The sequence below is a fragment of the Halorussus marinus genome (assembly GCF_004521895.1).
Lineage (GTDB): Archaea > Halobacteriota > Halobacteria > Halobacteriales > Haladaptataceae > Halorussus > Halorussus marinus.
The window spans coordinates 72,781-88,814 of record NZ_SBIR01000004.1 but is presented as its reverse complement, the minus strand read 5'-3'; the positions used below and the strand labels follow the sequence as shown (position 1 = coordinate 88,814).

Annotated in this window: 16 protein-coding genes; 10 read left to right on the top strand and 6 right to left on the bottom strand. The window is 50.9% G+C overall.

All coding sequences use genetic code 11. The features are described 5' to 3' along the window. Positions 1 to 130 precede the first annotated feature (130 nt). From EPL04_RS06205 to EPL04_RS06195, 3 genes are all read left to right on the top strand, one after another. Positions 131 to 1,192 (top strand): hypothetical protein, encoded by a 1,062-nt coding sequence (locus EPL04_RS06205; protein ID WP_134670468.1) that lies wholly within the window; start codon positions 131 to 133, stop codon positions 1,190 to 1,192. Between the two features lie 194 nt (positions 1,193 to 1,386). After that, positions 1,387 to 2,100, top strand: coding sequence for a hypothetical protein (locus EPL04_RS06200; RefSeq protein WP_134670467.1), 714 nt, complete (start codon positions 1,387 to 1,389; stop codon positions 2,098 to 2,100). Positions 2,101 to 2,273: 173 nt separating this feature from the next. Further along, a complete protein-coding gene (locus EPL04_RS06195; protein WP_134670466.1) occupies positions 2,274 to 3,182 on the top strand; it encodes a hypothetical protein in 909 nt (302 codons plus the stop codon). 687 nt (positions 3,183 to 3,869) lie between these two features. On the opposite strand, the gene EPL04_RS06190 is transcribed toward EPL04_RS06195, so the two are convergent. Next, on the bottom strand, positions 3,870 to 4,052 hold the full coding sequence (locus tag EPL04_RS06190) for a hypothetical protein (RefSeq protein ID WP_134670464.1): 183 nt from the start codon (positions 4,050 to 4,052) through the stop codon (positions 3,870 to 3,872). 128 nt (positions 4,053 to 4,180) lie between these two features. On the opposite strand from EPL04_RS06190, the gene EPL04_RS06185 reads away from it, so the two are divergent. Next, the gene (locus EPL04_RS06185) at positions 4,181 to 4,963 is read left to right on the top strand and encodes a helix-turn-helix transcriptional regulator (RefSeq protein WP_134670462.1); all 783 of its coding nucleotides are present in this window, start codon (positions 4,181 to 4,183) and stop codon (positions 4,961 to 4,963) included. 580 nt (positions 4,964 to 5,543) lie between these two features. Further along, positions 5,544 to 5,750: a hypothetical protein gene (locus tag EPL04_RS06180; protein WP_134670460.1), complete on the top strand. Its 207-nt coding sequence runs from the start codon at positions 5,544 to 5,546 to the stop codon at positions 5,748 to 5,750. A 464-nt stretch (positions 5,751 to 6,214) separates the two neighbouring features. On the opposite strand, the gene EPL04_RS06175 is transcribed toward EPL04_RS06180, so the two are convergent. Together EPL04_RS06175 and EPL04_RS06170 are read right to left on the bottom strand one after the other, a co-directional pair. Continuing rightward, on the bottom strand, positions 6,215 to 6,991 hold the full coding sequence (locus tag EPL04_RS06175; RefSeq protein ID WP_134670458.1) for a helix-turn-helix domain-containing protein: 777 nt from the start codon (positions 6,989 to 6,991) through the stop codon (positions 6,215 to 6,217). Between the two features lie 126 nt (positions 6,992 to 7,117). Then, positions 7,118 to 8,221, bottom strand: a complete 1,104-nt coding sequence (locus tag EPL04_RS06170) for an NADH:flavin oxidoreductase/NADH oxidase (RefSeq protein WP_134670456.1) — start codon at positions 8,219 to 8,221, stop codon at positions 7,118 to 7,120. A gap of 881 nt (positions 8,222 to 9,102) precedes the next feature. Between EPL04_RS06170 and EPL04_RS06165 the strand changes: the two genes are divergently transcribed. Further along, positions 9,103 to 9,585, top strand: coding sequence for a hypothetical protein (locus EPL04_RS06165; protein WP_134670454.1), 483 nt, complete (start codon positions 9,103 to 9,105; stop codon positions 9,583 to 9,585). A 202-nt stretch (positions 9,586 to 9,787) separates the two neighbouring features. Next, the gene (locus tag EPL04_RS06160; RefSeq protein WP_134670452.1) at positions 9,788 to 9,982 is read left to right on the top strand and encodes a hypothetical protein; all 195 of its coding nucleotides are present in this window, start codon (positions 9,788 to 9,790) and stop codon (positions 9,980 to 9,982) included. A 240-nt stretch (positions 9,983 to 10,222) separates the two neighbouring features. On the opposite strand, the gene EPL04_RS06155 is transcribed toward EPL04_RS06160, so the two are convergent. Further along, the gene (locus EPL04_RS06155) at positions 10,223 to 10,450 is read right to left on the bottom strand and encodes a HalOD1 output domain-containing protein (RefSeq protein WP_134670450.1); all 228 of its coding nucleotides are present in this window, start codon (positions 10,448 to 10,450) and stop codon (positions 10,223 to 10,225) included. A 508-nt stretch (positions 10,451 to 10,958) separates the two neighbouring features. Then, positions 10,959 to 11,798, bottom strand: a complete 840-nt coding sequence (locus EPL04_RS06150; RefSeq protein WP_245154534.1) for a sensor histidine kinase — start codon at positions 11,796 to 11,798, stop codon at positions 10,959 to 10,961. Here EPL04_RS06150 and EPL04_RS06145 point away from each other — a divergent pair. The 3 genes from EPL04_RS06145 (at position 11,756) to EPL04_RS06135 (ending at position 14,761) form a co-directional block, all read left to right on the top strand. Beyond that, a complete protein-coding gene (locus EPL04_RS06145; protein WP_209019582.1) occupies positions 11,756 to 12,202 on the top strand; it encodes a sensor histidine kinase in 447 nt (148 codons plus the stop codon). The genes EPL04_RS06150 and EPL04_RS06145 overlap by 43 nt on opposite strands. Before the next feature lie 189 nt (positions 12,203 to 12,391). Beyond that, positions 12,392 to 13,441, top strand: a complete 1,050-nt coding sequence (locus tag EPL04_RS06140) for a two-component system sensor histidine kinase NtrB (protein WP_134670446.1) — start codon at positions 12,392 to 12,394, stop codon at positions 13,439 to 13,441. A gap of 165 nt (positions 13,442 to 13,606) precedes the next feature. Next, positions 13,607 to 14,761 carry a PAS domain-containing response regulator gene (locus EPL04_RS06135; RefSeq protein ID WP_134670444.1) on the top strand — a complete coding sequence of 385 codons (1,155 nt, stop codon included), beginning with the start codon at positions 13,607 to 13,609 and terminating at the stop codon, positions 14,759 to 14,761. Between the two features lie 83 nt (positions 14,762 to 14,844). On the opposite strand, the gene EPL04_RS06130 is transcribed toward EPL04_RS06135, so the two are convergent. After that, positions 14,845 to 15,663, bottom strand: coding sequence for a hypothetical protein (locus EPL04_RS06130; protein ID WP_134670443.1), 819 nt, complete (start codon positions 15,661 to 15,663; stop codon positions 14,845 to 14,847). Between the last annotated feature and the right edge of the window lie 371 nt (positions 15,664 to 16,034).

Here is a 16,034-nt window from a genome sequence, read left to right as displayed (position 1 = left end):
TATAAACTTGGTGTGTATTTTGACTGTCTCGGTCAAAATATTACCACCGGTCGGTCATGAGCGACGTTAGACTATTTGAGTTTGACTGGATGAGGCAAAGGTTATCCAACTATGCTCCCATTCAAGGGTTATGGGAATAGATGAGTTCGAACCCAAACGTCTAGAATCCCCACCGGAAGAGATCGTTCCGGAACGATCTCTTGATCTGAAGTTTGAAGACGCACAGGAGGTGTGTAAGAGGGTTATTGACCGTTTGCCTTCAGATATTAGCGGTATCGGCCCAAAGGCTGTGGAGCGCTATCTCTTGCGGTCTGAATTCGGATTTGATACCGCTGAATTAATCGAAGCATTTGATATCACACAATCCACATTATCAAAACAAACAAACCAAGTCCATAGAAAGGTCCTCAAGTATCCGTTCTTGGCACGGGTAATTGGCGGGATTCGATCCGACAGAGCAGGTGTCTCACCTCCCGAGCAAATAGACCGGACCCTGTGGGAGGAAAGTTTAGAGATCAACTCCAAAACTGTTCACACCATTGTAAATTATACTCTTGGGGGGATTTCGTCACCATATTCATGGAAGGTTAGTTTACGCGCAGATTCCGAGACTGAGGACCAGACGCGTCATCACCGGTCTGATTATTTAATAGACGCCGAATACGGAGTTTTATTGAAACGCTCGCTTAGGGGGATTTCGGATGATGACTGGGGCGGCAAACAACATTTTCAGCAGTTACGAACGTACCTGGTGTACCCACTACCACATCCAGAAATAGTAACCACCGATGGATCACTGGTTGAGTCTCTGCAGTATCACGTGAGCCACGACATCAAATCAACGTTTACTAAGACTGATTGGAAATCGATTGAGCGACGCATACGTCTTGCTGAAGCAGGCGATCTTATCAATCCCCATTTTGCCGAACAGGGACTGAGTGAGACGATTCATCCCGGAATTGGCGTTCACAAGCAGATAGACAAGTACACCAATGAAACCCGACTCCAGGACAATTTGGAACACCTGCTGCGGCATTATCCTCTAACAAGAGTGGAACAAATACCGGCCAACACGATTGATCTCATTTGGAATAGTCCGATAACGGATGTAGAAGATTTCGTAGAGGAAATGACACGGACATCTCAAGTTATGTATGAACCAGGCCACAGAACACTCTGGTCACTTAGATAGGCATGCGAGATCTTCTCTACAAACTGCATGTGTGCGTAGGCAGATATAGTGGTTTGAGGGTGTCATAGATTTTTGTCAAGATATTCATTCCAACAATGGTGTAGTCGAACCATCAGTTAGGTAGGTCTGCGTATGTTCCACCGCCAGTTAATAGAAACCGGGGTTTATGCCGATTCTCGGACTAAGCACTTTCGATGGACTACTCCGAGTACGAAATCGAGGAAGATGGGCCAGTATACACTTTCGACAACGAGACAGATTCAGTAACTGTGACATCAATTTTCCCTCGTGACGATATGGACGGTGAGAAAATCGAAGTTACTGATGGGGAGAAATTCACCCGGTTCGGGCTGAACGTGGCGGATCAGTTGATGTATATGGATACACAGCAGATGGCGAAGTTCGTTGAGGCTATCGACGACCCTGCCCTGCTCCGTTCCATCATCCTTTCTCAGAAGAACCTCCAGCATCAGCTCAACTTCGAGCTTCAGGAGGAGCGCGTGATGCACGCAAACACGGAAGAGCAAAAAAATGCATTAGAAGATGAGAATACGCCACTCGGGGATGAGGACCTCTTGGAGATGGAAGTTGGTGAGGCAATCAAACAACTGTCCGAACACGAGGTTTCATTGGTGGACTACGACTACGCTCGTATCAATGAGGAGAGTGGGACTGACGAGCAAGTCGCTGACTATACTAACCGGGATTTCGAATCACTGACCGGTATTATGTTGGATCTCCAGCAGGAGGACTTCCCGAAAGGTGTTCCTCACAACCTATTGCAGCGGTTAGCCGCCGACCACCTCGATATGAGCGCAGATGAGGTCGATGCTACCTTGAACGAAGGGCTGGAAACTGGGCAGATTCATGAGTACTTCCCTCACCATTACCAAGCGTACTGGCCGTAAATTACATGCGACGTATTGACCGTTGACAGGTGGCACCCGGGTTTGAGAACAGTTCTACGGACGCTGTGTCCGGCCGGGTAACGGTTCATGACATGGTCTCCACGACGACCACTCGGGTTCGTATGGTGGGTTCAAGGAATGTTTATCAGTGAATCGCACCGTATACTGCCGTAATGCCAGGCGGACGTCTCTCCGTGACAAATGACGGGTGGCCGTTCAACCCGGTTCTAGCAACAACAGTAATCTGTGAAGTCGGTGAGCCGGGCCCGGAAGCGGACTACTTCGTCGGATTTCTCTACAATAACATGGCCGGTGACTCATTCATCATCACCGCAAAACACTGCATTCACCACGATGATGACGTTATTTACCCCCGATTCCGGTCTGTGAGCGACGCGCGAGCGTTACCCAGAAAACGACTGGAGTTATGGGATAGCGGTGATCCGATTTGGAGAGTACACCCGTACGCTGATGTCGCCGCAATCCCGTTGAAAATCGATGTTCCGGACTATAGTGATGGGGAGATCGTGTACGATGAGACGTGGCCGCACGAGTACGAACGCCGTGACTACTCGGAGAACGCCGACGTCCACCACCGCGTGTACGCAACTGCATTTACTGAGCAGAATATTCCGAAAGGCCAGTACACGGCGAGTGAATGGATGCCGTTCGCTGGGGATGAAGTTTCATCCATTTGCTTCGATAAAATCAGCGTCCCCGGTACACGGTACAACGAGCATGAACCGCCGAGTAACCCACCGCTCCCGAAAATCCGTGATCTCACGATATCGACACCGTACCGGCTTGATTATGATGACCTGCCAGCGTTTCTGAACGACGGACGCTTATTCAAAGGGTCGAGCGGTGCTCCGGTTCTGTATATCCCGCCGACGCAAGTGTATTCTGATGACGCTGAGGGGCGCATCCAAATACAGCATCCGATTCTCATCGGTGTGCACGGGAAAATAATCGAACGAACACTTGACGATAAGCCATTGAACTTATTCAAATCCATCCGCGCAGAAGAACTCATCCCCATCACCGAACCCGGATACGACTGGGACACGACACCAGACGTGTAATCGCCGGTACGCTACGGTGACATAGCTCAAGCAAGGAATTAGAAGTAACGGTCGTGTTTTGACGCTCCCGAGTGGGCGACCCATTGGGTATCCCGTTTCTCTGATGTCGCGCCAGATGTTTGGACATATATTTCTATTCTGATCGTTAGCGGAGGGTATATTTTGGCAGCATGATAGCAGGCACGTGGATAATCTGTTGAACAGCAAACGGCGTACGGCCGCTCGTTGCCTGGATTTATCACACCAGAGTCCGTTGAACCGGACACACACACCCGCCGCTAACGATGCACTGACCTACCGGGAACCCAAGCCGAGACGGGACATCGAAACCCCAAGAGACGCTTGCACGGGCTGGCAACCCCAGCGAGGGAAAGACCCCGGTACAGGCAGCACAGCACGAGAGAAGCCGAGGGCCGGGTTTGAACCGGCGGACCAACGACTACTTCTCTGCAAGCCCGCGCGCATACCAACACGCCGCAAACCGAAACAGCGGGCGCACGCCGTTAGAGTCAAGATCCGCGCAGTCGGCCTGCAGACCCTCTCGATGCCTAATCTGCAGGTGTGTTCCCCGCTCATAGTAACACGAAGGGTGGGCATCGGCACGGAGGACACGACCTTGTCAACTACAGCGCGCCCCTCGACCCACACCACGGCATACAGGCGAAGGATACCGTGTCACGATCGCGGTCAGGTACGGTCAGTAGCCACGTCATCGTCATCACCACTGCCAACTGTCATCGAGACAGCCGTCCAAATCACCCAACCGACCAAGGCCACTACGAGGACAGCAAGAGTCACTTGGACGACCAACATGACGGCTTGGAACACGAAGTTAGCGATTACCTCCATCACGATGGACTGGATATTCATATGTACGGATGATTGAGAAATGTGCAATATAAATGTAATTAGCGAGAAAATAGCCGGGTTCTGGTTATTCTCCCAAGTGCTGGAAAAGGATAACCAGAACTAAAAACGTCACTTCGGTTCAGTACGATATGGCAGGTACAGAGGGCGAACAATTGCGTGATATCCTTTCGAAGCGATACCGGCTCGTTGAAGCACTCTCCGGGGAGGCGAAAACGAAACCCGAACTCGTAGATGAACTAGAGTCTTCCCGCTCAACAATCAATCGAGCAATCGATGAGCTTCTTAATATCGAGTGTGTCGAACCAACTCAACCAGCAGGACAGAAGTTCCAACTCACCATGGCGGGACAGGCGGCTCTTCAATTCCATTGTGATTACCGGGAGGAAACCGAGCGGGTTCAAGCAAACACCGCGCTGTTAAACATCCCTCCTGCAGGGTCCCTGGATAAAGCGTTCCTCAACGATGCAGACGTGTACTCGTCAGTTCGAACTCCAGACATCGCACATCAGCCCGGCACAGAACTACTGGGGGAGGCAACCAGGATGATCGGGACGGCACCGGTTGTTCAAAGCGAATATTTTAGCTACTTTAGGGAACGACTCCAAGAGGGGAGATTCGAATTGGAACTGGTTCTCGAATCCTCTCTTGTTCAAGCCATAGAACAGAACTATATGGACGAGTTTTCAGCACTCATGGAGTTTGATGCTGTCAACACATATGTTTCCGATGAATCCCTTCCCTACGCTCTCTGGGTGATCGAACAAGAATCATCAGAATATGCTGGGACTACGCTGTACGAAGACGGCGGATTGAAAGGCACAATCGTTAACGACACTGATGCTGCTACTGCGTGGGCGAGAGACCAGTACACGGGGTATCGAGAAGCTGCATCAAAATTCACCTCGATTTGATTGGCCAGCTGGCAGCGACGTTCAACCCTAACGTCGGAGACTCTTTCCTTGTCAACTGTCGCGGTCAGGATTCGTGTACTACCCCTTGGTGGAGGTAAATCGACACTGCAGACCCGACCGTAATCCCGGACAGGTAATTATCGTTCCCAAATGTGTGCGCGCCTGCGCGCCGGTGTGTTAGCCCATCGTCAAGGATCAAACGGATACACTCAGACACGGCCTCACGCCCATGGGTTTCAACCGCAGTCCGAGCGAGGTTATCAGCATGCGAATCGGGTCGCGGTGAAGAGGCGCGACGGAGGATTGTTTTGACGACGTCGTTGGTTGGCGGGTCGTCGCGTACCATAGCAGGGAGTATGGGGTGACACATCTAAAACACTGCCGCGCTGACCTTGAGCACCCACTGTTACTGCTCACAGCGGTCAAGAAGTGTTATTGTCCACAGTGGCCACGCAGTGTTAGCGCGCAATGTTATCGCCCCCCACCGGACACGAACAGCGGGCATGAACACAGGACACTAACAGAACAAACCGCGAACTGCCAGCACGACCATCCCATCCGTGGGCACAGGGTAGTAACCATGTACCTTCAGGGTGAACAGGAGTTAGTACCCATCACGATGCCAAAACACGATTTTGACGAGGACGACATGCCGGAACTCGCCCGGGCACACAGCGAGGGAGACGTCACGATCAGGCAGATCGCTACGCTGACGGGCCTGTCATCGGAGGAGGTTTACAATCGTCTGGTAGAACTGTACGACGAACACGACCTAAGTGACGACTGACCGTTCGACACGCGCGAAACTGTCAACGACCGTACTGCCAGTAGCCAGGGTGTCCTGCCAGCACGACCATACTACCCGTTAACGACGAGTGCCACCCCTCTACCCTCAACAACTACGGTCAGGATCAGTGTTCTCCCCTTCCATCCCGCACCCCGCTGACCTTGAATACCCACGGTGAGCACCCACTGTTCCCGCTCACGATGGCCGGACAGTGTTACCGCCCAGTGTGGTCAAACGGTGTTATCGCTCTGAACGGACACGAAGAGTGAGCACACACGGAGACAACACACGACTCACGACACGGACACCGTACCGGGATCACGACTGAAACCCATAACAGTAGTTGGTAGTACGGTTTCTTTATTTAGAGTTGAGCGTGAAACTCATGATCAGTACAAAGGCTAAAGAGGACATGATGGATCGATTTAGCCGGTTTCTGGCCGTTTCGTTTGAGTACCTATCGTTCACACTTCGAGTTCAGTGTTCACCGTCTTGGTCTGTTGCTCTTCCGGACTGAGTGCATCGGAGACAAACTGGGTGGCGAGCCACGCTTCAGCTCGTGTCAGACGGTACTGGAGCGTCGAATTCGGCACACCAAGTTTCTCCGAGATCTCCTGAACTGTGTGCTTTCTCGGCTTTTGATAGTACCCGTATTCGACAGCTGCTTCCAGTGCTGCCTGCTGTTCAGGTGGAAGTCCATCCTCATTCATACCGATACCTGTGTTAACCCAGCACTCTGGGTCGCTGAGTCGCTGGACGCTGAGTGAGAGACCATCCTGCAACCCGGCATTCAGCTCCTCGTAAATCGCACCGACAGTCTCCTCATCGTCAATAAGGAATCGCCACTGATACTGATGCCCCCGTCGCTCGGCCTGCATGAGGAGCCCATCACCGATGTGTTTCGCGGCTACATACGGTATCGACCGGACGCCGTCTCTCTCCTTACGGCAAGCGTAGACAATCCGGCTGTCAGGCGTCCTTGCAAGGATCTCGTGAGTACTCTCTATGACTGGTGACCCACACATCCCGATTACTTCGTTACAGACGCTAGCGTGGTTGAGACGTTCATCGAACTCCTCAAGCACGTCAGGTGGACCAGACATTCGGTCAAGCCGCCACATGGATTCCGTTGTCGCATGGATAGCAATTGTTTGAGAATGGAGGTTCGAATTCTCGATAAAGAGGTCCATGAACTCGTCAACTCCTTTCTCGTATTCGACAGTGAAAGCGAACTCGCGCACAAGTACCAATTACGGGCTACAACCCTTTAGCTTCTTTTGGAATATACCAACTGCGACCCGTTATGTGAACGCATCACGAGAGAGCGCTACCAAGATGGTTGATGGCCGTGATAGGTTCACCTGCGCTTAGAATCCGAGTCCACGACGGTATTGGGGTGGTCCTTGGATTTCTTCTGTCGCGTTGAGGGCCTGTGCAGCGTGAAGCGAAAAGTAAGGATCCCGGAGGTGTTCACGAGCAAGAATCGTGAGGTCCGCACGGTCGTTGCCGATGATTTCCTCGGCTTGCTCAGGGGTGGTAATCCCTCCAACCGTCCCGACAGCGATATCGGACCCGGTTTCCTCACGCACTTGCTCTGCGAGCGGCAATTGGGAAACCGATCCCACATTCGGGAGCTGCTCATCGGGATGCAGCTCACCACTGGAGACATCGATTAGGTCTACACCAATTTCCGAGAGATGGCTCGTCAGTTCGACCGACTCCTCAATCGTCCACGACTCCCTGTCAGGAAGCCAATCAGTCCCGGAAATCCGGAGGAAGACGGGTTTGTCTTCGGGCCATACATCACGAACAGCCTCCGCAACCTGTCGGACAAGACGGGTCCGGTTCGCAAAGCACCCACCGTAGTCGTCATCGCGTTTGTTCGTGACCGGCGAGAGAAATTCGTGGAGCAAATAACCGTGAGCAGCATGGATTTCCACGATTTCGAACCCTGCATCAAGCGCATGCTCAGCTGCTTGTCGATAGTTCTCAACGAACGCATCGATGTCCGCTTGAGTCATCTTCCGCAGTTCTGGTGACTCGCTCTCGTAGGGATAAGGCTCTTCGCTCGGGGCAAGCACTTCCCAACCGCCCTCATCAGGTTGGAGGGGAGAGCTTCCCTCCCACGGTCGGCTCTTGCTCGCTTTTCGGCCCGCATGAGCAAGCTGGATTGCTGGGATACTGCCCTGATTACTGATGAACTCAGTTGTTGAAGCAAGCGAATCAGCGTGTTCTTGACTCCAGATACCCAGATCGTATGGTGTGATCCGTCCTCGTTTCTCAACAGCGGCTGCTTCAGCCATCACAATCCCGGCACCGCCGACGGCCCGGGACCCAAGGTGGACGTGATGCCAATCAGTTGCAATACCATCACGATCCTCAGCAGAGTACTGGCACATTGGTGAGACCATGATCCGATTCGGGATCGTCGTCCCACGGAGTTCTAATGGGGAGAATAGTGGCGAACTCATAGATACCCTGCCCGCTTCTCAATAGCACGTCGTTCAGATTCGAGCATTCTTACACTCATTCCACTCTCAGAGAAGAGCGGATACTGAATATGAGTTCGTTTGGAATGTCCCAACTCTCAGTATCGACGATGACGTCTGCATTTAGCTCGCGTTCCGAATCGCGCGTCGGGAAAACGTCTCACTGATATCGCACAGCAACTCTCGCTATTGAATGCGGGCAATGTGCAAAATACGCGTTGTGTCTTCAGCATGGCTCATTGAATAGTACATATTCCCGACAGTACTCTCAGCGATCAATAAGCATGCGTAGTTGCCGTTCAGTACAGAGCAACAACATCGCAGTTGATATCAAAGAGTCCCGGCCCCACCACGGACCGTGACTCTCCACTCTCTCTGGGGAACACCGCTCGCACGGAATGCGAGCGGCAGTTCGTCGACACATTCCTACTGTCTTCAATCCTTGCCTACTTACTCGTCTGGCGGATCCATTGTCTCGGCACAAATCGTACCGGCATCGGTCTTGGGTTCGTGAGATTGGCACGCCATGCGTGATGTACTGGGTCATGTCGATCTCTTCGTCTATCCGTCTGAGTTCAGGGGATTTCAGTGTCTACTATGCCCATACGCGAACATTCTCGCACGCTCGGAAATCCGGAGACGAGTAGGTTCGGATGGCCATATGTACATACGTACGTACTCGGGCACGAACACGGTCCCGTACATCGCCACGTACACAGCGACGCACAACTGTATGCTTGTCCTCACGTACGGACATGTATCTACCCTATTTCCCTATACGCTAGGGAACTAGGAGAACACGCGCTAGATGCCTTGTGAGTCAAAGTTTAACCGTTTACGGTGAGTTGGGTTGTAGTGAATCAATGAGTCTTGACGACTTCCTCAAAGACGACAATGAGCCAGTGTCCGTGACCGAGACGCAGCGCGACCGAGCGGCAATGAGTGCGCACAAGCGACGAAAGGAATTCAAGAACCAGTTACAGGAGTGTGACGAGATCAACGCCGTGATGAACGGACCGAAACGGAATGTGTACACGGCGCGAACCGAGTCCGGCGACGTACTCGTGTGGATGCACTACAGCAAAGCGTTCAACTTCTGGGGAGGTGCCGTGCAGAAGAACGATGAGTTACATACCCGTGGACCCGCGTTGATTCACGCGTTCCTCGGCGCGAAACCTGATGAGTACTACGTCGTCCCTGACAAGGAACTTCACACCGGTGACTTCTATATGCCCGTCCAAGATAAGAACGGGAGTGAGCATTGGAGATTGGCAGGGAAAGGAGACGGCGGGCGAAATCGTGAACTCCTCGATGCGAACTACACCACCCTCTGTGTCAATTGTTGAGTGTTCCAACAGAACCTACAGATCGGTTCTCTCCCCTTTCGAAAACGTAGTTCCCCTCAACTATGAGGGGGTGTGTCCGGAACTCCCCTTAGTCGTCAAAGGGGTAGAACACGTGCCCGGGTCACAGACATTGATAGGACCGATAGACATGGCGGAACCAGCGATCCTCAGATATTTTTAGTAGGCGTTGGATTACCACAGTATGGGTACTGAGGAGGACGCGCCGCGACTCAAAGCCAGTAGAGATCAACTTCTCCGGATGTTTGGTCATCACCGCAGTGTAACAGAGCCCGGAACTCCTGAGAAACAAATTGGTAGCGAGCGGACCGACGGCGAGTTCACAACAGAACTCGAATCTCTCGAAAAAGAGGTTCCAGAACTTTTCCCTAATCTTTGATCGCCTTCCGGTGGCGCTCAATCTCCTCTTTCATCCCTTCTGAAGCCTCAAACTCTTCGAGTTTCTTTAAAAATTGACGGGAACTCATCTGTGGAGAGATTACGGACTCTATGCGGTCGTTCGTTATTAGCCATTGCCCTAAGATACTGAAGTTAACCATCTGGCCGTACGTGCTGTCCTTAGGTCCGGATCGCAAACTCACCGTATTCGAACTATCTATCAACTGGAAGGCTTGCTAATCTACCTTTCGTCGTCACTCTCCGTATTATGGACTTGTACGTCCTCTCCAGCCACTACAACATGATACCCGAGATACGTGAATTCAATACGCTCAGCGTCACTCGCCAAGATTTTAAGTGCATCTGGATCGATCGTTTTGGTCAATGCAGGAAGGTTTTCCGCACGTTTGCCTTCACGTTTGGCGACGTGATCAATGATTTCGTAGATGATTGAGTCGCGTTCAGTCATGTGATCTTAGTGACCGTTACCGCGTACACTGCCCCACAGTCTGGACATTCAGTATTCCCGTTTGATTCAGCATCTGTATCATTGTGCGTGATCACCGCTCCACAGTCGTCACATTGTAATGTGGTGTCCATGATTGGTCGTTACACCGCATTGCCGTTCATGCTGGGAGCAACCACATCAGAGTCACGTCGTCACAACTAAATCGCCCCGTAAGCTACTCTCTGGTGCTCCCATATGGGAGCCGCAACGAGAGGGAGACTTGCTTGCAGGCTGGACTCCCTCTCTACGCGTTCGCACGCGCACGTAGGAGTTTTGTTCAAAATATAAAGAGCGTTCGGGTTTCTCATCAGTCAATCCGATGAGACCCACCGTCAAACAGAGGGGAATCGATCCAGCACTACACATGGAATACATCCCGATAACAGGGAAGAATATCCGCAGAATGATTCCTACTTAGATGACTGTGATCTCTCTCTAAATACATGGGATTGACAAGAGGAGAAAGAATCTACGGGTCTCCGATGCCGGTGAACTCAAATCGCACACCTCCTGATTGTACATCAGTTATCACGACATCCCATCCGTGGGCATCGGTGACGACAGCAACGACAGCGAGACCAAGACCAGACCCGGACCCAATTGTCGTGTATCCTTCTTCGAATACCGTCTCACGATCACCAGCTGGAATCCCGCCACCATCATCTTCAACGTAGAATCCACCGTTGAGATCACCTACAGTAACCGTCACGTCACTCCCACCGTGTTCGATGGAGTTCCGAAACATATTGCTGAGAGCTTGTGAGAGGCGATCTGCATCAGCTGATATTGTCCGGGTGGTTTCCACTGCAAGATTGGCATTCGCATCGGGTACCATCGCCCAACTAGCTTCACAGAGCGCTGCCAAATCAACTTCAGTTCGCTCAACATTGAGATCCCCACCTTCGAGAATTGAAGTCGTGTTCTCTACCATTCGTTCCATCCGTTGAAGTGCCACTCGGCAGTTCTCGAACGCCTCCTCATCACCAGTCTCACGTGCCATTTCGAGCCATCCAGAGAGAATCGTTAATGGGTTTCGAATTTCGTGACGTAACGTGCTGGCGAACCGTTCCAATCGTTCTTTCTCCTGCACTTTTCTAATTTGGTCCCGCCGAATCAGGAGATTCGAGAGGATGCGGTACAGCGACTGCTTATCGACCGGGGCAGCCACGGACTCGTCAATAAGCAAAGGCCGATTATCAGACGTCGGCTCGGGAAGATTGATTGAAATCGAGTTTACTGGCGCTCGCACAAGCCGGTGAAGAAGCGATGACCCCCCAATCAGTCCAGTTATCAGATCTTGCTCGGACATGCTGGGGAACATTTCCAACGAAGGATGCAAGACTTTCAATTGAGACAGAACAAGCTGTTACGGCAGACCGCGATCAGCTCCAGCAACTCGTCTCGAATCTCTTCCAGAACGCTATTAAACATGGTGGTACGGGCGTGACTGTGTCAATCGGAGATACAGACTCTGGATTCTATATCGCTGACGACGGAGATGGGCTCCCTAACTCAGGGGATACGAACGTGTTCGAACCCGGTTATACAACTGCTGACGACGGGACTGGGTTCGGGCTCGGTATCGTTAAGGAAGTCGTTGACGGCATGACTGGGAAATCACTGCAACAAACGGCTCTGACGGAGGTGATCGTTTCGAAATCAAAACTGTGTAATTATTTCAAAGAGATCCCCTGTCGTTCTACAACAAAATGAGGCCTTCTGAGAATGATCGTTTCCCACTCGAAATCTACCCATCTCTGACAACTCGGCAATTGGAGTCTCACGACAAAACAGCTGACTAGTGTCGGTCCTAGTCCATTGTTGTCTGAGTCTCGTCTCACCTTGAACCATCAGCCAGCAAATGTTTATGCCTCTTCCCCGTATATCGTATTTGGTAGATACATGGCTGAGAAGATTTCTGTTGCTCGTCCTGAAGAGTTCTATCGAACACTCGTTGAAAACGCTGCAGAAGGAATGTTAACGATCGACGCGAATAGTGATATTGTATACGCAAATCCTGCTATCGAAAATATTCTAGGGTATTCTCCAGACGAACTAATCGGAAGTTCGAAAATGAAGATCATTCCAGAACGCCTTCAGCCTGTACACGCCGCCGCATTGGACTCCTACGTCGAAACTGGCGAACGCAATATCGACTGGAATGGTTTCGAACTTCCTGCATTGCATAAAGATGGCCACGAAGTACCGACGCTCATCAGCCTACGAGAACACGAACACAACGGTGAACAGTATTTCACCGGTATCATCAGAGACATCTCCGAACGGAAGCAGCGTGAAGACCAACTGCGCGACCAGAAAGAGCGACTCAACGAGTTTTCAGACATTCTTACTCATGATATCCGAAATCCACTGTCAGTCGCACGTGGACATATGGAAATTGCTCAGGAAGAGTATGACATTCCAGAGTTAGAACAAATCGATGAGTCGATCGAACGAATCGATACACTCGTTGAGGATGTGGCTGCGCTCACGAAGGATGGGCAAGCAATCGGGCGTACAGAACAAGTTGATGTCAAATCCTGTATCACTGAAGCATGGCGAAACGTGATGACCGAAGATGCCGAGTTGTGTATCGCTACAGATATCGGAGTAATAGAAGCTGACAAAAGCCGCATGCACGGCCTGTTCGAGAACTTATTCAGTAACGCGATTGATCATGTTGGTAACAATGTTTCTATCCGTGTAGGCCGACTTTCTGATCAGGAGGGTTTGTATATTGAGGATACTGGCCCTGGTATTCCAGATTCAATTCAGGATGACATTTTCGAATACGGGTATTCGACGAGTGATAACGGAACCGGCTACGGTCTATCAATTGTGGAACAGATCGTAAACGGGCATGGGTGGAATATCACCGTGACTGAAAGCGACACTGGTGGGGCACGTTTCGAGATTACAGGAATAGAGACCATCTCAGTAGAAGACCGGTAGTCTTCCACAGGAACTATAACAGAGATTATTGGAATATCCCGTTCATCAGAAGACACTGATATGGTTCTCTCAAGCAGTTGGTTTTATTTCAATATATAGGACATATAATCGGTTCGGCGTAGTTCAGCAATAGAATTCATATAGCTTGAGTTGACACTGTTGAGTATGTATAATCAAGAGAATCTACGGGACTTTGAGGACTTTAGCTTTTCATCAACAACAGATTCCATACACGCGTTACACGTGGATGACGATAATGCGTTCGTTGAGATGGTTAAGACGTTTCTCGAACGCAAGCGAGAAGATGTTAGTGTGACTACTGAAACCGCAGTTGAGGACGGGATAGAGACTCTCAGATCTGAGACCATCGACTGTGTGATCAGTGATTATGAGATGCCAGATCAGGACGGGCTTGATTTTCTAGAGCTAGTCAGGGACGAATATCCGGACTTACCATTCATTCTCTTTACCGGTAAGGGTGACGAAGAGATTGCAAGTGAAGCGATCACCGCTGGCGTTACGGAGTACTTGCAGAAAGGAACTGGAACGGACCAATACACTGTACTGGCAAACCGTGTAGAAAATCTGGTCGAAAAATACAGAGCAGAACAAGAAGTGTTCCGCGGTTTTCAGGCCTTAGAGTCTGCTCAAGAAGGAATCGGGATCCTGAACGAGCAAGGTGAGTACGTCTATCTGAACCAAGCCTACGCTGAGGTGTACTCTGCAGATCGTGAAGAGATACTTGAGGACCACTGGGAATCTCTGTACCCTGAAGGGGAAGCTGAGCGGTTCCATCAGGAGATTCTGCCCGCACTTGAAACCGATGGGACGTGGACTGGCCAGTCAGTTGGCCTCACTACCGATGGTGAGCGTGTTGTCGAAAACCTGAGCCTCACACAGTTAGGAGATGGTGGACACGTTTGCGTGGTCCGCGATATCACCGACGAAAAACAGCGTGAAGAGGAACTTCGACGTGAACAACAGTTCTTGGAGACAGCACTCAACTCACTTGATGACCTCTTCTACGTTTTTGATGAAGATCTCAATTATATTCGTTGGAACGACCAATTTGAGGAAGTTATCGGATACTCTGATGCGGAGATCCGAGAACTGACACCCATGGACTTGTTTGATGGTGAGACCAAGGCTGAAATTGAAGCATTGATTGATCAAATCCTCTCTGATGGCGAACGAGTAGTTGTCGAAGCAGACCTCCTGACCAAACACGGCGAAACGATACCGTATGAGTTCACCGGAATCCCCGTTGAAGATAACAACGATATAATTGGTGTCGTTGGAATCGGACGACGACTTACGTGAGTAACACTCCTCGATCACTGGCTACAGCCCGGTAAGCCCGGGACATGAACTGAAGATATTCGTTTGATTCTGAAAGCGTGATGTTACTCTGTTGAATTAGTTAGGGGACTGAGTCCGTATCGGTCAGCGTTATCGAGCGCACGCCCAATCGTTCGAGCGGAGGTGTCTAATCGCTTCGCAGCCTTCCGCTTTGACAACTTATCTGGCCCCTCGTTCAGCACCATCGATAGGACGCTACGGATGTGATCGTACTCCTCTGTCGTTACCATCTCACCATCGAAGTACCGGAACCCAAGTGGCGCACGACCACGATCGGGAGTGTCCTGCCCATCAAGCCAGTCACGGACATCTCGAATCGAAGCCTCCCGTTGCAATTCTGGACCAGCTTTATCAAGGGATTTCAGCACCCTCAAAACACTTTTCGAGTTCCCGCTGTCAATTACGATCCCGGTGTCGTTCAAGTGTAGCTCCGCGGATTCTACGATCTTCTCAGCTCTGTCACGAATCTCTGCATGACTCGAACCAAGAGCCCCAATCCTATTAACAACGACGTGAGTTACAGGATTCCGTTCAATCTCCGCAACACCGGCCTCTACGTGTGCCCTGTCAGAGTCAATACCCAGCACCAACTTGTTCCCAAGCGACGTTTTCACTTCATCGTCAAGTTCAAACTCCCCAGACGCGATCTTCCGCTGGAACTTTGCACGGGAGACAGAGGGTGCAAAGTCGCTGCTGGCAAGCTGCACCCCATGCTGTAAGCACGACCGTACTGCCTGCGCCAATTCTTTTCGTGTTGGCGCGTGGACAATGATGCAGACGATTGACTCTGAGTCGTTCTCCTCAGTGACCGGTCCATCGATATCAGCCAACACCATCTGATTCTCATCTGTTTCTTTCATCATATGTTAATGCAGTCCCGTCATCGTCATAAGTTTCCGCAGGGGGATTCCACGTAGGTGCGAAAACCATACGCGGAATAAGCAGACTCCTTCGGAAATACCCTGCAGAAACATCGCACTCGATGCAGAAACGCCCCGCAGAAACGAAACAGACACCCGCGGAAATCCCACGCGAAAACTATTCTGGGCAGATATCTCAGCCAATTGAGAAAGGAAAACACCGCGCGGTATCTAATACATTTACAGGCCCTATCGAGGATTCTACAACCATTATCTGCATTTGGCGTGGGTCTATATCGCCTCTGAGATCCGGATATGTGTTGTGGTATAGAGTGGTGGAGGATTTACCTCCCAAGAATTTGATGCCTTCTGCG